This is a genomic window from Martinezella dioscoreae (genome assembly GCF_009176305.1).
Lineage (GTDB): Bacteria > Pseudomonadota > Alphaproteobacteria > Rhizobiales > Rhizobiaceae > Rhizobium > Rhizobium dioscoreae.
On sequence record NZ_BLAJ01000005.1, the window covers coordinates 407,892 to 431,426 of the forward strand.

18 protein-coding genes are annotated in these 23,535 nt (G+C 58.3%); 10 read left to right on the forward strand and 8 right to left on the reverse strand.

Annotation, left to right across the window (positions count from 1 at the left end):
* Positions 1–72: 72 nt before the first annotated feature.
* The gene (locus GDN47_RS22810; protein WP_145320417.1) at positions 73–306 is read right to left on the reverse strand and encodes a hypothetical protein; all 234 of its coding nucleotides are present in this window, start codon (positions 304–306) and stop codon (positions 73–75) included.
* Positions 307–608: 302 nt separating this feature from the next.
* On the opposite strand from GDN47_RS22810, the gene GDN47_RS22815 reads away from it, so the two are divergent.
* The 7 genes from GDN47_RS22815 to GDN47_RS22845 all read left to right on the forward strand — a co-directional run bounded on the left by GDN47_RS22815 (position 609) and on the right by GDN47_RS22845 (position 9,258).
* Positions 609–1,445 carry a class I SAM-dependent methyltransferase gene (locus GDN47_RS22815; RefSeq protein WP_152094312.1) on the forward strand — a complete coding sequence of 279 codons (837 nt, stop codon included), beginning with the start codon at positions 609–611 and terminating at the stop codon, positions 1,443–1,445.
* Between the two features lie 140 nt (positions 1,446–1,585).
* The gene (locus GDN47_RS22820) at positions 1,586–2,650 is read left to right on the forward strand and encodes a hypothetical protein (protein WP_069616301.1); all 1,065 of its coding nucleotides are present in this window, start codon (positions 1,586–1,588) and stop codon (positions 2,648–2,650) included.
* Position 2,651: 1 nt separating this feature from the next.
* Positions 2,652–3,932, forward strand: a complete 1,281-nt coding sequence (locus GDN47_RS22825; protein WP_152094313.1) for a KpsE/RkpR family capsule polysaccharide export protein — start codon at positions 2,652–2,654, stop codon at positions 3,930–3,932.
* 13 nt (positions 3,933–3,945) lie between these two features.
* Positions 3,946–4,599: an ABC transporter ATP-binding protein gene (locus GDN47_RS22830; RefSeq protein WP_069616299.1), complete on the forward strand. Its 654-nt coding sequence runs from the start codon at positions 3,946–3,948 to the stop codon at positions 4,597–4,599.
* A gap of 95 nt (positions 4,600–4,694) precedes the next feature.
* Entirely contained in the window at positions 4,695–5,894 is a 1,200-nt protein-coding gene (locus GDN47_RS22835; protein WP_233788738.1) for a KpsE/RkpR family capsule polysaccharide export protein, read from the forward strand.
* Positions 5,895–5,911: 17 nt separating this feature from the next.
* Positions 5,912–7,018 (forward strand): hypothetical protein, encoded by a 1,107-nt coding sequence (locus tag GDN47_RS22840; protein ID WP_113328990.1) that lies wholly within the window; start codon positions 5,912–5,914, stop codon positions 7,016–7,018.
* A gap of 56 nt (positions 7,019–7,074) precedes the next feature.
* On the forward strand, positions 7,075–9,258 hold the full coding sequence (locus tag GDN47_RS22845; RefSeq protein ID WP_113328991.1) for a glycosyltransferase family 2 protein: 2,184 nt from the start codon (positions 7,075–7,077) through the stop codon (positions 9,256–9,258).
* A 17-nt stretch (positions 9,259–9,275) separates the two neighbouring features.
* Here GDN47_RS22845 and GDN47_RS22850 read toward each other — a convergent pair whose 3' ends face one another.
* A complete protein-coding gene (locus tag GDN47_RS22850; protein ID WP_152094314.1) occupies positions 9,276–12,731 on the reverse strand; it encodes an ATP-binding protein in 3,456 nt (1,151 codons plus the stop codon).
* A complete protein-coding gene (locus GDN47_RS22855; RefSeq protein WP_113328993.1) occupies positions 12,731–13,966 on the reverse strand; it encodes a metallophosphoesterase family protein in 1,236 nt (411 codons plus the stop codon). Before GDN47_RS22855 ends, GDN47_RS22850 begins: the two co-directional genes overlap by 1 nt.
* A 219-nt stretch (positions 13,967–14,185) precedes the next feature.
* Here GDN47_RS22855 and GDN47_RS22860 point away from each other — a divergent pair, with 219 nt between their 5' ends.
* Together GDN47_RS22860 and GDN47_RS22865 are read left to right on the forward strand one after the other, a co-directional pair.
* Positions 14,186–15,172, forward strand: a complete 987-nt coding sequence (locus tag GDN47_RS22860; RefSeq protein WP_113390755.1) for an aldo/keto reductase — start codon at positions 14,186–14,188, stop codon at positions 15,170–15,172.
* Positions 15,173–15,318: 146 nt separating this feature from the next.
* Complete coding sequence (locus tag GDN47_RS22865) at positions 15,319–16,056, forward strand: SDR family oxidoreductase (protein ID WP_113351597.1); 738 nt, start codon at positions 15,319–15,321, stop codon at positions 16,054–16,056.
* 144 nt (positions 16,057–16,200) lie between these two features.
* Here the strand turns inward: GDN47_RS22865 and GDN47_RS22870 are convergent, their stop codons facing one another.
* The gene (locus tag GDN47_RS22870) at positions 16,201–16,719 is read right to left on the reverse strand and encodes a winged helix-turn-helix transcriptional regulator (protein ID WP_113390754.1); all 519 of its coding nucleotides are present in this window, start codon (positions 16,717–16,719) and stop codon (positions 16,201–16,203) included.
* 89 nt (positions 16,720–16,808) lie between these two features.
* Here GDN47_RS22870 and GDN47_RS22875 point away from each other — a divergent pair, with 89 nt between their 5' ends.
* On the forward strand, positions 16,809–17,450 hold the full coding sequence (locus GDN47_RS22875; protein WP_145631435.1) for a dihydrofolate reductase family protein: 642 nt from the start codon (positions 16,809–16,811) through the stop codon (positions 17,448–17,450).
* A 217-nt stretch (positions 17,451–17,667) separates the two neighbouring features.
* Here the strand turns inward: GDN47_RS22875 and hupB are convergent, their stop codons facing one another.
* From hupB to clpP, 4 genes are all read right to left on the reverse strand, one after another.
* Positions 17,668–17,943: a DNA-binding protein HupB gene (gene hupB, locus GDN47_RS22880; protein ID WP_015339480.1), complete on the reverse strand. Its 276-nt coding sequence runs from the start codon at positions 17,941–17,943 to the stop codon at positions 17,668–17,670.
* Positions 17,944–18,146: 203 nt separating this feature from the next.
* Positions 18,147–20,567 (reverse strand): endopeptidase La, encoded by a 2,421-nt coding sequence (gene lon / locus GDN47_RS22885; protein ID WP_113328997.1) that lies wholly within the window; start codon positions 20,565–20,567, stop codon positions 18,147–18,149.
* Between the two features lie 420 nt (positions 20,568–20,987).
* On the reverse strand, positions 20,988–22,265 hold the full coding sequence (clpX, locus tag GDN47_RS22890; RefSeq protein ID WP_047627083.1) for an ATP-dependent Clp protease ATP-binding subunit ClpX: 1,278 nt from the start codon (positions 22,263–22,265) through the stop codon (positions 20,988–20,990).
* A gap of 298 nt (positions 22,266–22,563) precedes the next feature.
* On the reverse strand, positions 22,564–23,196 hold the full coding sequence (clpP, locus tag GDN47_RS22895; RefSeq protein ID WP_015339477.1) for an ATP-dependent Clp endopeptidase proteolytic subunit ClpP: 633 nt from the start codon (positions 23,194–23,196) through the stop codon (positions 22,564–22,566).
* Positions 23,197–23,535: the final 339 nt, after the last annotated feature.

Below are 23,535 nucleotides of genomic sequence, written 5' to 3' on the forward strand. Positions count from 1 at the left end.
TTACCTGATGGCATACATCGACATAGAATGCATCAAATCTATCGACGCCTTGAAAAGCATAACGGGCGCGCGTCAACAAGCCCAAACGCCGGGAATACAATCAAAAATATCAGGTGCGATCATCTGAACACACCCGGGTTTAAAGAAGCGCCCCATCAGATCGAGTTTATAAGGGGCAAAAGCGGTTAAAGCAATTTGGACGAGTATTATTTGCGGTTTAAAATTAAAATTTTCTGAAAAATAAAAAGGAGCCGTTAAGTAACGGCAATAGTAAAAAAGCGCCCGAACAGCGACATAAAGTTCCACAGAATCGCACTTGTGCCGCTTTTCATAAGATTGCTATTGCCTATAAAGGAGTTGAGTCCTGACCCGCAACCCATGCAGAAATGACAGACCACAACAATCGGTACTTGCCGAATTTCTGCCTCCAGCGAGATAGCATCAATGGCTCCTCGAATCAGTCTCGGCAATCCTCGATTGTCCACCGGCACTTATAAATTCCGCCAACTTGCTGCGAGGCAAAAAGCGGTTTTTGGGGGCTGCGATACGCCAAAGCGAGAACTTCTCCGGATCGGCGGGATGCCGATTGAAATGAAGGTTATGTATTAATGCTTGGTTTTTCAAAGCGCTCCCAGAAGAAAGCATCGAAAAGTCCTCTGGAGATATTCGATCAGTACGAGCAAGGCAGGCCAGCGCACCAAAATGCCATCGATGCGCTTCAAGGATGGAACTGTGCGTTCCCGCCGGAATTCGGTCTTAAGGCCGGCAACCTGCCTCTTTACGCCGACGACCGCATCGATTGGGCGTTGCACACATTCGGATCGATAGAAGGCAGGACCGTTCTCGAAGTCGGGCCGCTTGAAGGGATGCATACCCATATGCTGAATTGCCATCGCCCGGCGCGGATCGATGCGATCGAAGCGAACCGTCTCTGTTTTCTAAGGTGTCTGGTCACCAAGCAGATTCTGAACATCGACACCGCCTCTTTCATGCTCGGCGACATTCAAGCGTGGCTGACGGAAGGCGAAGAAATCTACGACTTAACGCTTGCATCGGGGGTTCTCTATCATATGGCCGACCCCGGCGAGTTTCTTCGTCTGCTCGCAAAGCGGTCTCATACGGTTTTCATCTGGACGCACTTCGTCCTTGAGGACGCAATGCCCGAGGGCGATGTGCGTTGGCTGCCTTTCAGCGGTAAAGTGGAGACGAAACTGATAGATGGCATTGCTGTGCGTTATTACGAACGTAGCTATCACCACGCCAATGCCAATGCGTCTTTCTGCGGAGGCATGAAGGACCGGCACTTTTGGATGCACAGGGATGACATCTTGATGCTGCTGCGTACATTCGGCTTCAATGACGTTGTCATCCGAGATGAAAATCTAAGCCATCCAGGCGGCCCAAGCTTCTCGCTGCTGGCACGAAAAGCGCCCAGCGAAGTCTGACGAGGTTCGAATGCAAAGGCCCGACATCTGCGATATCGATAGGCATCTTGATAGATGTGATACTATGCAGGGCGTAATGACGTCATTCCATCACCAATTTCGGCGCTGTGCCGATCTGGTAGAAGCGCCGGAGCAACTCCGTGCTTTTTAACCTCGAATATGATCATGGCAATGTTATCGAGGGCTATCTGATCCCGGATGGTTTTTCCGACAAACCGCAAATCAGAATCTCGGACGCCGCCGGCGATCTGATGATCCTGCCGTGCGACCAGCTCAAACAGGCGGTCATCGACTCGGGACGGCACGAAGATGGCTATGTCGGATTCAGGCTCGACACAACAATCATGCCGGACCTCATGGAACGTACGTCGCTGATGATCCATGACGCCAAGTCGGGGCTACTGATCTACCGCCGGCCTCAGGTATCGAACACGATTCCGTTAAAGATTGTAAGGCTCGAGACACAGCTGCTGCCAATGGTCAAATTCGACTACTATTGCGGCCGCAATTTTCAATACGAGCTTTCATCCGTTGAGCGCTTCGGTCACGAAACGACCCTTCAGGCCTTTCATCTGAACGCCATCCAGTCAATCTATCTTAGCGGCCGGCTGTTGATGCGCAATTACGAAGAGTTTCTCGACAAGGGATTCAAGGCCATCGTTCTGCTTACCGATCCCTATTACGAACTTGCTCTGCGGATATTCCTTCTGAAACGGATGGCGAAAACTCAGATTTCCTTCTTCGGTGATCGCGACAAGATCATCCTGGCGCCTGCTGCGGAGCATTTCGCCGAGGTGAGCCTTGAAAACGAAGCCTCTCTCAAGACCGCCCTGAAGAAGGCGCCTCAGAGCGTCAGAAACGTCCTCGTATCGCCGGTCACCCGGCAATTGGCCACGACCATACCGGAACAGACGGTGACACGTGCCGATGTCGCCAGCGCCATCGATCTTCTCTCGCGCTTTGCAATTGTCGGTTTCGATACGGACAGTCTTTATTTTCAACAGGCGCTCAGCGAGCTCATCGGGATTTCAGTTGACGATTTTCCATTGCCACCCAGACACAGCACCCTTGAAGACGTTGCGACAAGGTTGCGTTCATTGCATATTGCCGAGCTCATGCTCGAAGAGGATTTGATTTTCGACCACTATGTGCGTCAGGCGATGAAACCAACCGCGCCCGGACTGCCGGAAACGATTGCAAGCTGACATGCCGAAGCCAGTCATTGAAGACGCGATAATTCAGGACTCTCCGCGGGTAAAAACGAGCCGGCATATCCTGCCTTCGCTGTTTCGGCGCAGGCTGCCGGCGCAGCGTGCGCGCACCGATCTCGAGGACATCGAATACATCCCGGTGCATGACAGCAACGAGCCCGAAACACAGTCGGGCGGTAAGCCGCCGCTGAGGCTTATCGGCTTCGTATTGCTCGTTATCCTGCCTTTTCTGGCCAGTTCGGTGTATTACGCCTTCATTGCCTCGAACCAATATGTGGCGGAAGCACGTTTTGCCGTTCGTGCCGTGTCGGGAGCAGGCGACACCAGCGATGCCGGCGACCCCGGCGGAGCCACCAGCGCTCTGAACATGCGCTCGGCTTCGCAGGACGCCTATGTCGTCACCAGCTTCATTCACTCGACGGAAATTCTGAACCGGATCGGCAAGAAACTCGATTATCGGGCCATGTTTACCCGGCAGGATGCGGATTTCCTGTCGCGATTCAGCTCGGCGCGATCCGACGAAGAGTTCCTGAAGTACTGGAACGACCATGTCAGCGCCTATATAGACGTCACCTCCGGCATCATCACACTGAAGGTCAGGGCTTTCACGCCCGATGATTCCGTCAAGCTCGCTGACGCCATCATCGAGGAAAGCGAAAAGCTCATCAACGAGCTTTCCGAACGGGCGCGCAATGACATCGTGCGGAGCATGAAGGCCGACGTTCAGAAAAGCGGCAAGGCCTATGGCGACACGCTGATCGCCCTCAACCAGTTCCAAAACGCATCGGGCCTTCTCAGCCCGCAGATGCAAGCCAGGAACAGCGGCACGCTTCTGACAGGGCTGCTTGCGCAAAAACTGGAATTCGAAACGCGTCTCTTCGTCATGCGGCAATCCAATGCCCAGAATTCTCCGACCTATCAGCAGCTCAATCTCGCTAAAGACAGTCTCGATGCACAGATCGAAAAGATGAGATCGGAGTTGACAGGCCCTGAGAATGCAAGCCTTGCAAAGGCCCTGCTGGACTATTCCAGGCTGGAGACCGATCGCATGATCGCGGAAAAGCTCTACGAAAGCGCGCAGAAGAACTACGATGCCGTGCTAGCCGAAGCTCTGCGCAAGACGCTCTATCTCGCCGTTTTCGTCAAGCCGGTGCTGCCAGACGAATCGATATTTCCGCGTCGCGTCAGCACACCGCTGATCATATTGCTTGCGCTTGTTGTCACTTGGGCGACCCTTTCTCTCATCTGGGCATCCGTCGAGGATCACCGGATATGAGTGGGAAAGCACCATGATCAGCTTCAAGAACGTCTCGAAATTCTTCAAGACACAGAGCGGCAAGAAGATCATCCTCGACCGGGTGCATTGCGAGTTCGAATCCGGCTATTCCTACGGCCTGCTCGGCGTGAATGGTGCCGGAAAATCGACAACGATCCGCATGATTGCAGGCACGATGCTGCCGAATTCGGGCAAGATCAGCAAAAATGTTCGGGTATCCTGGCCGCTGGGCCTCGGCAGCGGCTTCAATCCCTTCATGACGGGGCGGGCCAATGTTCATTTCGTTGCGCGCGCTTACGGCGAGGATGTCAGGCGCGTCTCCCGCTTCGTCGAAGAGTTCGCCGAATTGGGCGACTATCTCGATGCGCCGGTACGCACTTATTCCTCGGGCATGAGCGCTCGATTGGCATTCGGGCTTTCGATGGCAATCGAATTCGAATGCTATCTCGTGGACGAAGTTCTGGCGGTCGGCGATGCGCGCTTCCAGGAGCGCTGCCGCATCGCGTTCGAGAACAGGCGCAAGAATTCCGATATCATCATGGTGTCCCATAGCATGAGCATGATTAATACACATTGCGACAGGGGTATTGTACTTGTCGATGGCAGACTTATCGTCTTCGATAAGGTAGAGCAGGCTATCGAAGCCTATTATAGATTGAATCGATAGAAGATCAGGAATCGACAGCAAGGCCCAATATGGCTCATGATACCGAAAACGCGCCAAAAACGCTTCAGCTCAGCGCGACGGAGCGTAGCCGGAACGTGGCCACGAATCTGTCGGTGACCGCGCGGAAACTGCGCTTCTCGACATCGAGGCGCAGCCAGCTGTTCAAGGCCGTCGGCCTGCGGCCGCGGCCGATGCAGCAGATCATCGGCAAGGTCATGCTGGCATCGACCTTTCTGCTGATTGTCGTCCCCAATGTTGCTTCGATCTACTATTTTACCTGTGTCGCGTCCGATCAGTATCAATCGGAAACGCGCTTTACGGTCCGCACCTCCACGCCCGCACTCGGCAGCAATCAGATTACCAAGGTGACCGGCCTGCCGCCGGCACAGATCGTCCAGAACACCCTGATCGTCACCAACTTCATCAAGAGCAAGGACATGGTTACCGCCCTCGAGGAAAGGGTCGACTTTCAAAAGATCTACGGCAACGACTCGATCGATCGGATTGCGCGCCTAAAGAAGGATGCGAGCTCGGAAAAGCTGCTCAATTACTGGGAAGACATGGTTTCGGTCAAAATCGATGCGAACAGCGGCATCGTGACGGTCAAGGCACGGGCTTTCACCGCGGCCGATGCTCAGAAGGTATTGCGCGAGGTTGTCGCCGCGTCCGAGGTCGTTGTTAACGACGTCAACACCCGCATCTGGCGTGACGTCATCGCAACCGCCCAGGCGAATCTCGACAATGCTAGGGATCAGCTGCAGAAGGCGCGAGATCAGCTTTTGATTGCGCGCAACCAGACAGGCGTCCTCAGCGTCGAGGGATCGTCGACCGTTATCACGAACCTGATCTCATCCGTGCAGAAGGAGAGGATAGAGCTTCAACAGAAATATGACGCGCTGCTTGGGACCGTCTCCGCCGATGCACCGCAGATGCGCGTGTTGAAACGCGAGATCGACAGCAGGCAGAAGCAGATCGATCAGCTCAACAGCCAAGTCGCCGGGCAGAACAAATCCGAACAGAATCTCGCGGACGTTTCCGTGGATATGTCGCAGCGCGAACTGGAACAGAGCCTTGCCGAGCAGCAATTTGCCTCGAGCATGAAGACGCTGGAGCAGGTCAAGTTCGTCAGCAAGCAGCAGTTGCTCTACCTCGATACGTTCCTGGCGCCCAGCCTGCCCGACGAGGCGGAGTATCCTCAGCGGGCACTCTGGATCGGCGGGATCTTGGGTGTGACGCTCCTTGCCTGGGGTGCCGTTTTCGGCATCCTCGCAAATCTCCGAAGTCGCCTGGCGTGATTTTGCGCGGAAGCCCCATGCAAGTTTTGCGCGACATCGTCTATCAATTGCTTCCAAGACCGCGGCCATCCAGTGCGTTGGCGGGAGATGGTGAGCGCGTTGCCAGGCGTCTGCTCATCTTGTCGCGCCACCCCAATCCGAGCTTCAGCTACTATCTTGCTGAGCGGGCCAAGACACTCGGCCACATTCCGGTCATCATGAAAGGCCTCGACGACCCCCTCGACGCCATCGATAGCGACGGACTCTTCGTCATCATTTGCCGCTACATTAAGCAGCCGCAATTGCGCTGGCTGGAGGAAAGGCGAGGCACGCTTGCCGGGGTCGCCTATTTCGTCGATGACGACATCCCCGCCGTCGTGACCGGCAACGAAGCCGGTTGGCTCTATAAGTTCAGGCTGATCAAATTGGCGGTCCGCCCAATGCCGAGGGTCAATAGGCTCCTTACTCATGTCTGGACTTCGACCGAACCCCTGGCAAACGCGCTCGCGATGAGAAGCCATCGGATAGATATCCTGCCGCCGCTTCCAGCGGATGCAGCAGAAATCGTGGTCAATGGCAGGGATGACGGAGGCACGCCGCTGAGGATGGTCTACCATGCCACCGGCGTCCATCGCCGCGAACACGAGTTCCTCATGCCGATCGTCAAAGCCGCGATGGAAAAACACGGCAACCTGCATTTCGAGGTTTTTGCCGCCGGCACTCTCGCTCGACGCTGGGCTTTGCAAGGGATCGACCCGGCGAGAATGGCGATCATTCCGCCGCTCCCGTGGCCGGCCTATCTCGCAAAGACAGCACATCATCAAGCCGATATCGCTCTGGCTCCTCTTCTGTCCGGAAAGACCAATGCGAGCCGCTCGGATACCAAGCGGATCGACATCAGCCGCCTGCAGGCAGCAGCCATATTTTCCCGATGCCCGACTTTCGAACGATGCGTCGTCGCCGGGGAACTTCACATCGGCAATACCGCCGACGAGTGGCTTGCCGCTATCGACCTGCTCATCGGCGACCGCGCGCGACGGCTTTCTGCTCGCGATGCCACACGACATTCGATCGAGAAAATGCGGCTGTATGCCAGTCCGACATTTCCAGGCATACGTTTTGAACCTCTCAGCGGCGCGGGCTAGGCCAGGAATTTCTCAGGCAATGCCTCTGCTCGCATTTAGAAGAAATCAATATTTTGATGACACTCAAAATTATACCGAACGCCGATCTCGAACGGGAAATCTCCGTTGACGCCGATCCCAGCCTATGGAAATCCATGGGGGATGATCCGGCTTTCGAGATCAGATTTTCGCCGGTGCGAAAGAAGCTGATCGTCATCCATGTAGTCGCAACCGACGAGCCGCTAGATCCCAAATTCTATATCAATCGCGGCTACGGCTTCCGCGAGAAGGATACGGTCTCTCTTCCGGAAGGGCATCGTTTCGTCATCACCGCGGACATCGGTTCGGTCGGCTCCATCTGCGCCCTGCGTGCCGATCCGGCCAGCTTCCCGACGACGTTCCAGTTCGCCGCCAGGGCCTTTGCGTCCGAAAAATCGGCTGAAAGATATATTGCAACCCTTCTTCGAAGCGAGGAACGAACCAAACGTGTCGATCTCGGCAGGCTGCCCCAGTATTGGCTGAAATTGCCCAGACTGCGCTTGGGGCGCCGCGCGCCTAACCTGACGATACAATATGCCGAGGCGAGCTATAGGCTTGCTGCAGAACTGGAGACAGCATCGGTACCGGCGGTGGGAACCTGGCTCAGTGTGGTAGTTCCCGTCTATAATGCTCCGCCCCGTTATCTGGACGACCTCGCCAAATCCTTTGAAGAACAGGGTGAAACAGGCACCGAGCTCATCCTGAGCGATGATGGCTCGACGTCGCCGGAAACGCTGCAGTGGTATCGGAGCCAACAATCGAAAGACAATATCCGTTTTGTGCTGAATGAGCGCAACGGTGGCATCGCGGCCGCTACCAATGCAGGTCTGTCCCAGGCACGAGGGCAATGGATCGCCTTTCTCGATCATGACGATGTCATCGCACCGCATGCCTTCAAGCTCATCCGGCATACGCTGGAGCAAAATCCGGACGCGAATTTCCTCTATACAGACGAACTGGTGGTCGACGACATCTTGAAGCCGACCGGCGTCATGCTGAAGCCTGCTTATGATTCCGTGCTGCTGACGGGCGTCAATTACATCAATCATTTTTCTATCTACCGCCACGACCGCCTCCGGGAGATCGGCTATCTCCGCATGGGCTACGACGGCTCGCAGGATTACGATCTGTTGCTGCGTTATCTGGAGGGCGTCCCCGAGGAGAGCGTCCTCCACCTGCCCTACCCGGCATATTGGTGGCGGCGCAATGGCAAGACCTTTTCCCGCAAGTTCATGGAGGCCGCTACCACGAACGCCAGGAAAGCGCTGGTCGAACGATTTGAGCGGCTAAAGCAGCCGATCGCCGTCGAGGGCGCTCTCACCACGACGCTGCACCGGATCATCTTTGAAGCCCCGCATGCGTGGCCGAAAATCTCGATCGTCATTCCGAGCAAAAACAATTTCGATCTCATTTCACGCATCCTCGGCGATCTCTTTGAAAAGACGGATTATCCGAATTTCGAAGTTCTGGTCGTCGACAACGGTTCCACGGATCAACCAGTCCTCGATCTCTACAAGCGCTACCGCCAGAGCGAGCCGCGATTTTCGGCAACTGTCACACCGGAAGCCTTCAACTTCTCGCGCTCGGTCAATCGAGGCCTGAGCGCGGCGACGGGGGAGCACTATCTCATCCTCAATAACGACATCGAGGTCATCGAAGCGGATTGGTTGAAGGAGATGGTCTCCTGCTTCGCCTATGACAGAGCCGGCATCGTCGGCGCCAAACTGCTCTTCGCGAACGACAAGATGCAGCATGCCGGTGTAGTCATCGGTTTCGGTGGACTTGCAGGTCACTGGTATTTGAACAAGCCCAAGGAGTTCGGCGGACCGATGAACCGGCTGCATGTACGCAACACCATGACCTGCGTGACCGGAGCGGTGATGCTGATCTCGGGGGACTGCCTAAGGAAAATCGGCCTTTTCGACGAGGAGAATTTCGCGGTCGCCTATAATGATGTGGATTATTGTCTGCGGGCTCACAAAGCCGGCTATCGCATCGTCTGGACGCCCTTCGCCTGTCTTTATCACCATGAATCGCTGTCGCGCGGCTCGGACAAATCCGGCGAGCGGAAAAAGCGTTTCGAGCAGGAAAAGCAGAACCTGCGCCGGCTCCACGCCACGCAGGGTTTCATCGACCGCGCGCTCAATCCAGCCTACAGCCGGGACAAGTCGGACCCGAGGATCGTGATACCGACGCAACTGCATATCCCGTCGATGCCGTAGCGCGATCTGCGAGCCGGTCAGAGCTGGATCAAGTCGAGATCCTTGCCGATTTCCCTTTTGGCAATGTCGACCACGCTTCTCTCATGGGTAAAGAGGATCGTCTGGAAACGATCGGCCGTTGCGGCCAGCACCTGCAAACCGGCCCGAACGCGCTCGTCATCGAAGGTCTGGAAGATGTCGTCAACAATCAACGGCGCAGGCTCGTTGCGGGCGGAATAATCCTCGAGAAACGCCAGCCGTAGCGCGAGATAAAGCTGGTCGCCCGTCCCTTCGCTCAAGCCGTCGAGCGGCACGCGTTCGCCGGCCGCTCGTTCCGCCAGCAACTGCAGCGCATCGCTTTCATCGTGGGCTTCGACCAGGCGGGAGAAGCGGCCACCCGTCAGCTGCGAGAACAGCTCACCGGCACGCCGGATGACCGGATCGGCCTGCTTCTCGCGATAAGCCTCCATCGAGCCGGCAAGCATGCGGGCTGCAATCTTCAGCACGACCCATTGTCGCGCGAGATCCTTTGCATCCTGCTCGGCCGAGAGCTTCTCGAAAACCGCGTATTCGGCGCTAACGCCTGTTTCCAGCGCCTGCCGCTGGCGGCGGTTCTCCGCCAGCCGTGCGGAAAGTTCGCCATGCACGGCGAACTGCCGCTGATCTTCCTCCGTCAATCGCTCGATTTCGAGATCGGCCGCAACCCGTTCGAAGCCGGCAAGCTCGGCGCGAAGATCGTCTTCGGTCTTGCCGTCGGCTTGCTGGCGGAAGCGATCACGGCTTTCGACGAGCCGGGCAGTCAGACGCGTGCGTTCGCGCAGTCGAGAGAGGAGTGCAGGCAGATCTTCGACCCCGCCGAGATCGGCGGTCAGTCCTTCCAGATCGGCGGCGATGGCGGCAAGCGCAGCCTCCTGGCGGACGACGAGCCCTTCCCCACGCTGCCGTTCCTCCTCCAGGGCGTCGCGCTTCTTCAGTTCGCCGCGCATGGCGTTGACGCGGGTATGCAGTGCCTCGGCAGCGGCATCTGGCGGCAGATGATCCAGCTCATAGCCGCTATTGGCGCCAAGGGTCGCCAGCCGCCGCTCGAAATCCGCCATGTCGCGCCGCATGCCATTGACCCGGCGCAGGCGGTTTTCGCGCTCCGCCAGGACATCGGGCAGTTCCTGCCATGCCTTCAAGGCGGCATTGGCCATGTCCAGGGTCGTGTCGGATGGCAGACCGAGCAGTTCCACGGCTTTGGCGAATGCGCCGCGCCAATCGGCGTACTGTCGTTCCAAGCTCTTTTGCTGGTCGTCGAACCGGCTCAGCCTTTCACGCGCCGCGCCGATCTCCCCTTCCCGCGTGCGGCTTTCGCTCCAGCGTTCGGACAGAAGGCGCAGATGCTTGCGCAGGCCTTCCGCAATCGCTGCCGGCGGAAGGCGGCCGCTCTTGTAGCCGCTTGCCTCGACGATATCCTGCAGCGCGGGCAAGACGCGGTTTTCCGCCAACGCATTCTCATCCCGTTGATCGATTAGATCCCGCAACGCTTTGCGCTCACGTCGCAGCAGCTCCACTCCGCGGCGCCATTCCAGCATCGTCGATGGATCGAGGGCATCGACACCGCAAGGCTCAAAAAGGGCTGCGAAGGCTTCCTGTGTATCCTTCAGCGCCTTCTCGAAGCCCTTGAGCCGACCGGAAGCCTCCTCCCGCTCCTGCAGCAAACGTGCCTGCCGCAAACGATAGTCGGCGTGGCGCGCGACCCGATCCGCATCGCTCAGGGCGGCATCGGCCAGACGGTCCGCCTCGGCCACGCTGACAGTCAGTGCCGCAAGGATCTTCGCTTCCGGAGCCGCGCCGTCCTTCCACTTTTCCTGGATGGAGGCCCATTGCGCATCGCGGCTCTTGCGTGCAGCGGCGATCTGCTCGCGCGTGACAACTGGCCCGGTGCGCTCGGCATCCGCGAGGATTTGCACTATCTCAGCCAGCTGCTCATCATAGGTCTGCAGCTTGCCGGTAGCGTCGCGCACCCTCGATCGCGCGGCGTCGATCGCATCGCGATGTCCCGTAATCTCCGTCATTTCCGGAAGCGGTACCGAGAAGAGCAGTTCAATGTCACCGACCGGTGGCTGCAGCCGTCCGGCCGCCTCGTGGAGATCGGCATCGGTGCGACGTATCTGGGTTTCCAACCCATCACGGCGAGCCAAGGCGGAGAGATCGCTGCCCAAAGCCTCAAGCTGGTCAATATAAGGTCGCGGATCGATCAGCCGCCCGTTAAGGCTGTCCTTCTGGAGCGTGGCCAACTGCCTGCGCTCGCTGTCGGATTGTTCGGCAAGCGACTGCATCTGCCGCGCAAGCTGCCTGCCCTGCTCCACCAATTCGGACAGACGCGCGCGATCGATATCGCTCGGCTGCTGCCGTTCCAGCTCGGCTTCGGCAAGACCGAGGCGACGGGCAAGCTGCGAGAGCGTCGTGTCGTAACCGGCAAGTTCCTGATCGACGCGCGGCAGATCGTGACGCTGGGCGCGGTAGTTGCCGGTATCGGCAAAGAGCTGCGTGATATCGCCCGACATCTGCAGTAACGCTTCATCCACCTGGATGCGCGAGAGATCCTCTTCCGCGCGCAGAACGGCTTGCCGCGCGCGTCGCAGTTCCGCTTCGCTCGCCTCTTTATCCCGCAGTCTCTGTTCTAGTTTATCGGCAAAGCCGTCCGGTATGGCGGCAAGATCGGAAAGGCCATCGAGCGCAAGAGTTTCCGCATCGATTTCTGACAGCAGAGGCTGCAGGGTCTTCAGCCGCTGGAGCCGATCCAGCGCCTCACGCGTGCTGCGGCGCTCCGCCTGCAGGCGTTCCAGCGCCGTCTCCAGCTCGGCCGCTTCGGCAAGCAGCTTCTTCCAGTCGCCGGATTTCAGCTCGTTGTCCTTCTCGGCCTTGCGGGCATCCTCATAGCGGTCGAGAGCCTGGTAGAAGCCACGATCCTTCGAGCGCCTGGCCGCATAGATGCTGTCCGCCTCCGCTTCCAGCGACTGGCGCAGACGTGACAGGCCCGTCAGACCGGACGCCGCCGAAAATAGCAGACTGCCGATCTCGCCGCCGCTACGCAGCATCGCAGTCGCGCCCTGCCGCAGTCGCTGCGAATCGAGCCCGAAGGCGCGCTCGAAGACATCGCGGCTCAAATTGCCAAGGAAGGGCGAAAGCGCATCTTCGGCGAGCGCCGTTTCCTTATCGTCGGGTGCGAGAAGCGTCCCCTTGCGGCCACGGCGGCGGCGGAAGCTCAGCTTTGCACCATCACGCGCGCTGATATCGGCGCCGATCCTCAAGGTATTTGGTTCATGCAGGAAGCTTTGCTCGGCAGCGGTTGGGAAACCAAAGAGAAGATCAGAGATCGCGCTCAAAGCCGAGGATTTGCCCGCCTCGTTCGGACCATAGATCACATGCAGCCGTGCGTCGCGACGAAAATCGATCGCTCGATCGGTCAGCGCGCCATAGCGGAGAATATCGAGGCGGGTGAAGCGCATCAGCCTGCCCCCTGCCCGCGCGCCAGCAGCAATTGCCGCGCCTCTTCTATGAGGGTGTCCATGCTGTCGTCAAGCGGCTGTTCCGTCGCGCCGAGGCCGCCCGGCAGCCGCACCGCAATCTCATCGATCAACCGGGCCGCCTCTGCTGCAATATCCGTATCGCCGGTATGGTCTGCCAGTAACTGGCGCAGATCGAGCGCGCCGTCCGCCTCCGCCGATCTTTCCGGCGGCGGCTCAAGGCGCAGTTCCAGCTTTTCCAGCCAGATATCCTCATGCATACGGTGACAGGCAGCTTCCACTTCGTCGCGCCATTGCTGGCGATTGGCAGCTATCGCACCCTGCAGCGGCGTTACGCCGGAAAGCCGCACGCGCAGTGCTGTCATGCGCCCGTCCATCTCGTGGGCCAAGAGCTGCACTGCGTGCTCCACGCGTCGGAGGATCGCCGCCTGATCGTCCTCCGGATCGACGACAATATCGGCCTGCGCAAAACGGGCCTCATCGACGATGATGCGCTCATGCACGATGCGTCCGTCTTCGACGGTCACCAGCACCGCGCCCTTGGCACCGCGTTCACGGATATTGCGGCCCTGCAGATTGCCGGGAAAAATAACGAGCGGGTCCTGCGCCACCACTTCAAAATCGTGCACATGGCCGAGCGCCCAGTAGTCATAGCCGCGCGAACGCAGGTCATCCACGGAACACGGCGCGTAGGGTGCGTGCGGCTCGCGCCCGGTCAGCGAGGTATGGAGAATGCCAATATTGAACCAGCCGGAAACGGGCGCGGGATAGGTGATCGCCAGATTGTCGTTGGCGGAGCGTTCGGCAAAGCCCTGGCCATGCAGCGCCACCTTCAGCGCCTCCAGCCTGACACTGCCCGGTTTGCTAGTCGGAAACTCATGAACGTTTGACGGCAAGGTGATGGTCTTGGTGATGACGCTTGCCGCATCGTGATTGCCGCGCAGCAGGTAGACCGGAATGCCCGCCCGCTCCAGCCGCGCCATCTCGCGATTGAAGAACAAGCCGATCTTGTTGTCCTTCCAGTCGCCATCATAGACATCGCCGGCAATGACGAAGAAATCGACGCACTTTTCGATCGCCAGGCCCACCAGCGTCGAGAACGCTTTGCGGCTCGCTTCGACGAAGACAGCAGCGACGGCGGCATCCTTCAGGGCCAGGCCCTGAAAGGGGCTGCCAAGATGGAGATCGGCGGCGTGGATGAAGCTGAAAGAGGACATGGGCTCCGATAGCGGTCAGAAATCCGGCCTTTCCTTTTAAGGAAATAGAGGCGCAATGAATACCGCGCCGGCTACTTCATCCAACGGTTTCGTAAGCCGGCCCGTCCTGCCGTGTTCAGTCACGCGATTGCGATCCTCGATCGCCAATGTGCGCTTGTGGCCCTGTCGGGCGGCTGCTACTGCGCTATCATCTTATGAATAAAAGAGAGGAGACTACTCATGAGACATCATGCCTTCGGACGGACGCCCTTTATCGTGACCGATGTCGGCTTCGGCGCCTGGCAGATTGGCGGCGCGTGGGGCGATGTCAGCGAGGCCGACGGCCGCGCGGCGCTCAACGCTGCCCTTGATGCCGGCATGACCTTCATCGATACCGCCGACGTTTATGGCGATGGCCGCTCGGAAAAGATCATTGCCGATGTGCTAAAGGCGCGCGGCGGCGAGCGCCCGATGGTGGCGACGAAGGCTGGCCGCCGGCTGAGCCCGCATGTGGCCGACGGCTATACCAAGGCCAATCTCGAAGGCTTCATCGATCGCAGCCTCAAGAATCTTGGCGTCGAGAGCCTTGATCTCGTGCAGCTTCATTGCCCGCCGACCGAAGTTCTCTATCGTCCAGAAGTTTTTGCCGGGCTCGACGAATTGCAGAAGGCGGGCAAGATCAAAGGATACGGCGTCAGCGTCGAGAAGGTCGAGGAAGCGCTGAAGGCGATCGAATATCCGGGCGTGCTCAGCATCCAGATCATCTACAACATCTTCCGCCAGCGTCCCGACCATCTGTTCTTCAAGGAGGCCAAGCGCAAGAACGTCGCCGTCATCGCCCGCGTGCCGCTCGCCTCCGGTCTACTGTCCGGCAAGATCACCCGCGATACGCAATTTGCCAGCGACGACCACCGCAATTTCAACCGTCATGGCGAGGCCTTCGATGTCGGCGAAACCTTTGCCGGCGTGCCGTTCGAAGTCGGTCTGCAGGCCGTGGAAGAGGTGCGCAGGCTGGTTCCAGCCGGTACCAGCATGGCAGCCTTCGCGCTGCGCTGGATCCTGATGAACGATGCCGTCACCGTCGTCATTCCGGGTGCGCGCAATGCCGAGCAGGCCAAGGCCAATGCGGCGGCGGCCGATCTCGCTCCGCTTTCCGCCGATGTCATGGCGGCGACGCGCGAAATCTACGAGCGCCTGATCGCGCCGCATGTTCATCATCGCTGGTAACATCCATATCTGAAATGGATGGCCGGAACGTGCTTTCGGCCACCATGGACATATTGTTCCATAGATGCAGAGACAGCATCAATGTGCTGCTGCCCAAGCTTGACACCATTGAGGAAAAGGGCCGGACAGGCCCAAGGAGGAATGCCATGAAAGTAGCGCTGGTAACGGGCGCCTCTCGCGGTCTGGGTGCGGTGATCGCCTTGGAGCTTGCCGAGGCTGGCTGGGCCGTCGCCGTCAACTATGCGAGCGACACTCAGGGGGCCGAGAAGATCGTCGATACCATTCGGCAGCGTGGTGGACAGGCTTATGCCGCAAAATTCAGCGTGATCGACAAGGACCAGCTTGCAGACGGTTTGGAAAAGATCAGGGCAGCGCTCGGGCCGGTCGATCTCATCGTCAACAACGCGACCGGCCCTCAGCCGGATATGCCGCTCATGGAGCAATCCTGGCGGACTTACCTCGATCAGCTCGAATTCTTCGTCAAGGCGCCGCTGGAACTGCTGCAAGCCGTGCTGCCGGACTGGCGCGCCCGCAAGTCCGGCCGCATCATCAACATCGGTTCCGAGATCGCTGAGCTCGGCAATCCGAATTTCGGCAATTATGCTGCCGCCAAGGGCGCTATGCTCTCGATGACGCGCTCCTGGGCGAGAGAGCTCGCGCCGGAAGGCATTACCGTCAATCTCATCGCGCCTGGCTGGATTCCGGTCGAGCGCCATGCCGATGCTTCCCAGCAGGCAAAGGAAGGCTATCTCGCGCAGACGCCCATGGCCCATTTCGGCAAGCCGGAAGACATCGCCGACGCCGTCGTCTTTCTCGCCTCGAGCAAGGCGGATTTCATCACGGGGCAGAAACTTGCCGTCAACGGCGGCCGGACGCTGCTCTGACGCCGCCAAGCAGAGAAACGGATTCGATAACAGACGACTTGAACCGAAATAGCGGCGATTGCCGCTATTTTGCACCTTTTCTGGACGGTTCCTGCGCAAAGTCGCCGAAGCGGAGCATTCCGCCGTTAGCGGCGCAAAATGATCTCACTCTTTGCGCTCCATTTTTGCGCGGACCTCGAGAAAGGCGTTTGTAAGACCTATCAAGACAGGCGATGTGACGCTCCCATTTGCTCCGCCGATCGGGTCCGCAATGTGAATATTTCTAAGATCGTTCATGAAGTCATCCCAAAGGGCGGGTCCGCCTTTCTCAAGAAGTTCGGCACGGATGCTCAGGTCTTCACTGACGGGCAGATGCCGCCTACCCCAGGCGCCGATCATGGCGATCATCGGCACGAGCTGAATCGCCGGTTCCGTCAGACTGTAAATCGCCTTCTGACTGTGGCTGGGATCGTCCAGCTTGGTGATCAAGCCGAGTGAAACAAGACGCTTCAGACGCGCGGCGAGTATGTTGGAGGCAATCCCCTCCTCGGACCGATTGAGCAGTTCGCGAAAATGCCGCCGATTGCCGAACATGATGTCCCGAATGACGACCAGACTCCAGCGATCCCCCAACACCTCCATTGTCAGGTTGATCGGGCATCCCGACCGCCGCTCGATATCCATATTCGCTTCCTTCGGTGAATCGATTGCAATGTAAGACGAGCCATGCTACCACACAACCAGTTGCAAATTGCAATTGGATGGAGGACAGAATGTCGAAAGTTCGTGTCGCAGGATTCTCGCTCTCGATTGATGGCTTTGGGGCTGGACTGGAGCAAAGCCTGAATGACCCCTTGGGCAAGCGCGGGCCGGAATTGTTCGAGTGGTTTTTCCTGACCCAGACATTCCAGGCGATGTTCGGCAAAGAGGGTGAAACCGAAGGTGCCGATGCGAAATATGCAGCATTGGCGAATACCGGTTTTGGCGCCTTCATCCTCGGCCGCAATATGTTCGGCCCCATTCGCGACAAATGGCCCGATGAAAACTGGAAAGGCTGGTGGGGCGACAATCCGCCCTATCACGCGCCGACCTACATCCTGACGCATTATCCCCGCAAGCCGATCGTCATGGAAGGCGGTACGACCTTTTATTTTGTCACGGGCGGGATCGAGGACGCGCTCATGCAGGCCAAGGCCGCGGCCGGAGGCAAGGATATCAAGATCGGCGGCGGTGTCAGCACGGTGCGGCAATATCTCCAGGCGGGCTTGGTCGACGAGATACACTATGCCGTTTCACCGGTTGTGCTCGGGAGGGGAGAGGCAATGTTTGCCGGCATCGACCTGCCTTCGCTTGGCTTTCAGGTTGCCGCCCATGAGGCGACGGCGAAAGCCACGCACATCGTCCTGAAGAAATGACGGCCATCATATCGTTGGTCATCCACGCACACTGGAGCCATCCGCTTTGACGGCGTTGCGAATGTTCGCATCTCCTGTCGATCACTCGCCCGGCCCGGCATTGAACGTTCAGCGCGTAATGCTGTAATGCTGCATGAGACCATAAAAAGGGCCCGCTTTTGCGGGCCCCAATCTTGTCCACCCGCAAGGCTAAAGCCTCGCAGCGGGTGAAAACGAATTAGCTGTTGACCGAGTCCTTCAGGCCCTTGCCGGGCGTGAACTTCGGTACGTTACGGGCAGGAATATCGACCTCGGCGCCGGTGGACGGGTTACGGCCCTTGGTGGCTGCACGGTGAGAAACGGTGAAGCTGCCGAAACCAGCAAGGCGAATGTCGCCGCCCTTCTTCAGTTCGGCCTGGACAGTATCGAAAACAGCGTCGACAGCGGAAGCAGCGTCAGCCTTCGTGATACCGGCCTTCTCGGCCACTGCGGACACGAGCTCATTCTTGTTCATGTTTCCACCCCTTTCTCTGGTATGAAACAACTTATCAGTAAGCGGGGCGCAAAATAGCAATGCTCTTACCCGCCGCAACCCCAAAAGCCCTGCAAATCAAGGAAAAGCAAGCGTTGCCATGCGCTTTTCACAAAAAAAGACCGGCAAAAATGCCGGTCTTTTCGTCCATTTACGTCAATTCGACAGAATTGAGGCGAAGGGACTCAATGAGCGATGGCAGAACCCACTTCGTCGACGCCTTCGACCGTTGCGATCACAGGCGTTTCCACGGTGCCATCCCACTCGATCGGTTCGGGACGACGAACAAGCGCGTGCTTGATCACCTCGCCCATGCGCGACACGGGGATGATTTCCATGCTGTTCTTCACGTTGTCCGGAATCTCCGCCAGATCCTTGGCGTTTTCTTCCGGAATCAGCACCTTCTTGATGCCGCCGCGCAGTGCCGCGAGCAGCTTTTCCTTCAGGCCGCCGATCGGCAGCACACGGCCGCGCAACGTGATTTCACCCGTCATGGCGACGTCCTTCGAGACCGGAATGCCGGTCATGATCGAGACGATCGCGGTTGCCATGGCGACACCGGCCGACGGACCATCCTTCGGCGTCGCACCTTCCGGTAGGTGCACGTGGATGTCGCTCTTGTCGAAGCGCGGCGGCTCGATTCCGAAATCGACAGCGCGCGAGCGGACGTAAGAGGCCGCCGCCGAGATCGATTCCTTCATGACTTCCTTCAGGTTGCCAGTGACCGTCATGCGGCCCTTGCCCGGCATCATCACGCCTTCGATCGTCAGCAGCTCGCCGCCGACTTCAGTCCAGGCGAGACCCGTGACAACACCGACCTGATCGTCGCGCTCGGCTTCGCCATGGCGGAAGCGCGGCACGCCGAGATAGTCCGGGACATTCTCAGCAGTGACGGCAACCGACTTCACCTTGCCCTTGATGATCTCGGTGACCGCCTTGCGGGCGAGCTTCATCAATTCGCGCTCGAAGTTACGCACGCCGGCTTCGCGGGTGTACTGCTGGATGATGACCATCAGGGCGCCGTCGGTGACCGAAAACTCGTTCGGCTGCAACGCATGTTCCTTGATGGCCTTCGGCAGCAGGTGCCGCTTGGCGATCTCGCGCTTTTCGTCTTCGGTGTAGCCGGCGATACGGATGATCTCCATGCGGTCCATCAGGGGCGCAGGGATATTCAAGGTATTCGCTGTCGTGATGAACATCACGTCCGACAGGTCGTATTCGACTTCCAGGTAGTGATCCATGAAGGTCGAATTCTGCGCCGGGTCGAGCACCTCAAGCAGTGCCGAAGACGGATCGCCGCGATAGTCCTGGCCGAGCTTGTCGATCTCATCGAGCAAGAAGAGCGGGTTGGACTTCTTCGCCTTCTTCATCGACTGGATGACCTTGCCGGGCATCGAGCCGATATAGGTGCGGCGGTGACCGCGGATCTCGGCTTCGTCACGAACGCCGCCAAGCGCCATGCGGACATACTCACGGCCGGTCGCCTTGGCGATCGACTGGGCGAGCGAGGTCTTGCCGACACCCGGAGGGCCGACGAGGCACAGGATCGGGCCTTTGATTTTCGTCGCGCGGGCCTGGACGGCCAGATATTCGACGATGCGCTCCTTGACCTTTTCCAGGCCGAAGTGATCCGCTTCGAGGATCTTTTCGGCGTTGTTCAGGTCAGCCTTGATTTTCGACTTCTTGTGCCAGGGGATACCCAGCAGCCAGTCGAGATAGTTGCGCACCACCGTCGCTTCAGCCGACATCGGGCTCATCTGCCGCAGCTTCTTCAGCTCGGCATCGGCCTTTTCCTTGGCTTCCTTCGACAGCTTGGTCTTGGAGATGCGCTCTTCCAGTTCGGCCATCTCGTCGCGGCCTTCCTCGCCGTCGCCGAGCTCCTTCTGGATCGCCTTCATCTGCTCGTTCAGATAGTATTCGCGCTGCGTCTTCTCCATCTGGCGCTTGACGCGCGAGCGGATGCGCTTCTCGACCTGCAGAACCGAAATCTCGCCTTCCATGAAGCCGAGCGCCTTTTCCAGGCGAGCCTTCACGCTGGTGGTTTCCAGCATTTCCTGCTTTTCGGTGATCTTGATCGAAAGATGCGATGCGACGGTGTCGGCCAGCTTCGAATAATCGTCGATCTGGCTGGCGGCGCCGACCACTTCCGGCGAAATCTTCTTGTTGAGCTTCACATAGCTCTCGAATTCGGAGACGACGGAGCGGCTCAAAGCTTCGAGCTCAACCTGGTCTTCTTCCGGCTCATGCAGGACATGGCCAAGGGCTTCGTAGAAGTCTTCACGGCCGGTATATTCGTCGATCTCAGCACGCGCACGGCCTTCCACCAGCACCTTGACGGTGCCGTCGGGCAGTTTCAGCAGCTGCAGAACATTTGCAACGGTACCGACCTTGTGGATGGCATCCGGCGCGGGATCATCATCGCTGGCATTGATCTGGGTGACGAGCATGATCTGCTTGTCCGAACCCATGACCTCTTCCAGCGCGCGAATGGATTTCTCCCGTCCGACGAACAGAGGCACGATCATGTGGGGGAAGACCACGATGTCGCGCAACGGCAATACCGGATAGGCAATGCTGTCGTGTGTCGCAGACGTTTTCTTACTCATGTCATTTCCTTTCCGTCGTCCCGTTTCCGGGCTCTCTGCCGGCTGGGGGGAGTTAGCCGGCTCTCTCACTTGGTAAACAAGTGGAGCTTCACACTGCCTATTTCAAGTCACAGGAAACGCCCGCCACGAGGCAACGATCCCGCATGTCTGCAAGAAGGAACGCAACAACAAAACACCAAAGCCCGACAACTCGAACACTGCCGGCGACGCTAAGATCCGAAGAAAAAACGCCGGGCCTGCGCCCCATCCGCCTCATGCTCCAGAATCATGCCATCATGGCCGCAGCAGGGGCTCTTCACAACCGGTTTCGACGGCATTCCCATAAGCTTATCCAAGACTTTATCAGCAAACCGTGCGATTTTTCAAACAGAAAGGGGCCCGTCGATGACGAGCCCCCGATTCGTGATCACGGATGACGGATCAGGCCGTTGCGTTGGCCTTTTCCTCCTGCCGGTCGGCATAGATGTAGAGCGGACGGGCGGAGCCACGAACCACTTCCTCGGAAATGACCACTTCGCGCACGCCTTCCAGGGCGGGCAGCTCGAACATGGTGTCGAGGAGGATCTTCTCCATGATGGAGCGCAGACCGCGGGCGCCCGTCTTGCGAACGATCGCCTTACGGGCGATTTCGCGCAGAGCATCCTCGTGGAAGGTCAGTTCGACGTCTTCCATCTCGAACAGGCGCTGATACTGCTTCACCAGCGCGTTCTTCGGCTCGGACAGGATCTGGATCAGCGCGTCTTCGTCGAGGTCTTCCAGCGTCGCCAGAACGGGCAGACGGCCGATGAATTCCGGGATGAGGCCGAACTTCACCAGATCTTCCGGCTCCAGCTCGCGCAGCACTTCACCGACGCGGCGGTCATCCGGCGCCTTGACGGTCGCGCCGAAGCCGATCGAGGTCTTCTCGCCGCGGGCAGAGATGATCTTGTCGAGGCCGGCAAACGCGCCGCCGCAGATGAAGAGGATGTTGGTCGTGTCCACCTGCAGGAATTCCTGTTGGGGATGCTTGCGGCCGCCTTGCGGGGGAACCGAAGCCACCGTGCCTTCCATGATCTTCAGAAGCGCCTGCTGCACGCCCTCGCCCGAGACGTCGCGCGTGATCGACGGATTGTCCGACTTGCGGGAAATCTTGTCGACTTCGTCGATGTAGACGATACCGCGCTGTGCGCGCTCGACGTTGTAGTCGGCGGCCTGCAGCAGCTTGAGGATGATGTTTTCGACATCTTCGCCGACATAGCCAGCTTCCGTCAGCGTCGTCGCATCGGCCATGGTGAAGGGAACGTCGATGATGCGGGCGAGCGTCTGGGCAAGATAGGTCTTGCCGCAGCCGGTCGGGCCGACGAGCATGATGTTCGACTTCGCCAGCTCAACGTCACCGTTCTTCGATGCGTGAGCGAGCCGCTTGTAATGGTTGTGAACAGCCACGGAGAGGATCTTCTTCGCCTGCCGCTGGCCGATGACGTATTCGTCAAGAACCTTAATGATGTCCTGCGGGGTCGGAACACCGTCACGAGACTTCACCATCGAGGATTTGTTTTCCTCGCGGATGATGTCCATGCATAGCTCGACGCACTCGTCGCAGATGAATACGGTCGGTCCGGCAATCAACTTCCGGACTTCATGCTGGCTCTTACCGCAGAACGAACAATAAAGTGTGTTCTTTGAGTCGCCGCCGTTGCTGCCGCTGACTTTGCTCATATCACTTTCCTTCCAGCACGCCGCAAATTTCCAAATTGAAATCGCGGTCCACTCTATGCGCCCGCCGGACCTGCCCCTCGTTTGCAGATCGCGGCGCCCTTCAGGGTACTGAACGCAGGCCAGGCAACCAAACCGGAACTGCGTGGCAACGAATCCCCCTTCGAATGCCGAATGCTATGTCACAAAAACGCTACATAGCATTAATGCGTACTATTACCGCGTTCCGCTCCACATTAAACCCCTATTCGATCACAAATGGGATAGAACTGTGGCGTAGAAGTCACCGCCTAGTGGATAATCACGAGGCGGTTTCACCTTCTATTTCAGTACGCGACGTCAGCACCTTGTCGATCAGACCCCATTCCTTGGCCTCATCCGAAGACATGAAATGGTCACGATCGAGCGTCTGCTCGACCTCTTCATAGGTCCGGCCGCAATGCTTGACGTAAACTTCATTGAGACGGCGCTTCATCTTGATGATGTCGCGCGCGTGGCGCTCGATGTCCGAAGCCTGGCCCTGGAAGCCGCCCGAGGGCTGGTGAACCATGATACGGGAATTCGGCGTTGCGAAACGCATGTCCTTGTCGCCGGCGGCCAGAAGCAGCGATCCCATCGAGGCAGCCTGGCCGATGCAGAGCGTCGAAACGGCCGGCTTAATGAACTGCATCGTATCGTAGATTGCCATGCCGGCGGTCACGACGCCGCCCGGTGAATTGATATAGAGCGCAATTTCCTTTTTCGGATTTTCGGCCTCAAGGAAGAGAAGCTGTGCGCACACCAGCGTCGCCATATGGTCCTCGACCGGTCCGGTCAGGAAAATGATGCGTTCCTTCAGCAGGCGGGAATAAATATCGTAAGACCGTTCCCCGCGGTTGGTCTGCTCGACAACCATCGGCACCAGAGCCATAGCTGTATCGACTGGATTTCTCATGTGCGTCCTTTATCAAACTTGTCCCGGCGACGGAAACGCCGGGAATCGGAGTAAAAATCCTTTACTCCTACATAGAGTGTCCCTGCCCTGCACTTCAAGACGCCCGAAAGCATAACGTCAAAAAGCACTCATGCCCCACGAAGCGTTCACAAAGCATTTCTAACCACGGCTCCTCGAATTCCAAGGTGCCGTAGCGACGGACCATCCGCTACCCACTACAATTCGCGGTCGCAAGGTGAAGGAAGCATGAAGGTCTGTGCCCATCGGGCGGAGATCTCCACCACAGGCAAAATTTACCAACTCATTTAAGGAACTTGCCATCTTATTGGGCAAGGATGA

Excerpts from the sequence above, each read along its gene's own strand:
- GDN47_RS22815 (WP_152094312.1), top strand. The coding sequence starts at position 609 with ATGCTTGGTTTTTCAAAGCGCTCCCAGAAGAAAGCATCGAAAAGTCCT.
- GDN47_RS22825 (WP_152094313.1), top strand. The coding sequence starts at position 2,652 with ATGCCGAAGCCAGTCATTGAAGACGCGATAATTCAGGACTCTCCGCGG.
- GDN47_RS22830 (WP_069616299.1), top strand. The coding sequence starts at position 3,946 with ATGATCAGCTTCAAGAACGTCTCGAAATTCTTCAAGACACAGAGCGGC.
- GDN47_RS22840 (WP_113328990.1), top strand. The coding sequence starts at position 5,912 with ATGCAAGTTTTGCGCGACATCGTCTATCAATTGCTTCCAAGACCGCGG.
- GDN47_RS22845 (WP_113328991.1), top strand. The coding sequence starts at position 7,075 with ATGACACTCAAAATTATACCGAACGCCGATCTCGAACGGGAAATCTCC.
- GDN47_RS22850 (WP_152094314.1), bottom strand. The coding sequence starts at position 12,731 with ATGCGCTTCACCCGCCTCGATATTCTCCGCTATGGCGCGCTGACCGAT.
- GDN47_RS22855 (WP_113328993.1), bottom strand. The coding sequence starts at position 13,966 with ATGTCCTCTTTCAGCTTCATCCACGCCGCCGATCTCCATCTTGGCAGC.
- GDN47_RS22860 (WP_113390755.1), top strand. The coding sequence starts at position 14,186 with ATGAGACATCATGCCTTCGGACGGACGCCCTTTATCGTGACCGATGTC.
- GDN47_RS22865 (WP_113351597.1), top strand. The coding sequence starts at position 15,319 with ATGAAAGTAGCGCTGGTAACGGGCGCCTCTCGCGGTCTGGGTGCGGTG.
- GDN47_RS22870 (WP_113390754.1), bottom strand. The coding sequence starts at position 16,719 with ATGGATATCGAGCGGCGGTCGGGATGCCCGATCAACCTGACAATGGAG.
- GDN47_RS22875 (WP_145631435.1), top strand. The coding sequence starts at position 16,809 with ATGTCGAAAGTTCGTGTCGCAGGATTCTCGCTCTCGATTGATGGCTTT.
- hupB (WP_015339480.1), bottom strand. The coding sequence starts at position 17,943 with ATGAACAAGAATGAGCTCGTGTCCGCAGTGGCCGAGAAGGCCGGTATC.
- lon (WP_113328997.1), bottom strand. The coding sequence starts at position 20,567 with ATGAGTAAGAAAACGTCTGCGACACACGACAGCATTGCCTATCCGGTA.
- clpX (WP_047627083.1), bottom strand. The coding sequence starts at position 22,265 with ATGAGCAAAGTCAGCGGCAGCAACGGCGGCGACTCAAAGAACACACTT.
- clpP (WP_015339477.1), bottom strand. The coding sequence starts at position 23,196 with ATGAGAAATCCAGTCGATACAGCTATGGCTCTGGTGCCGATGGTTGTC.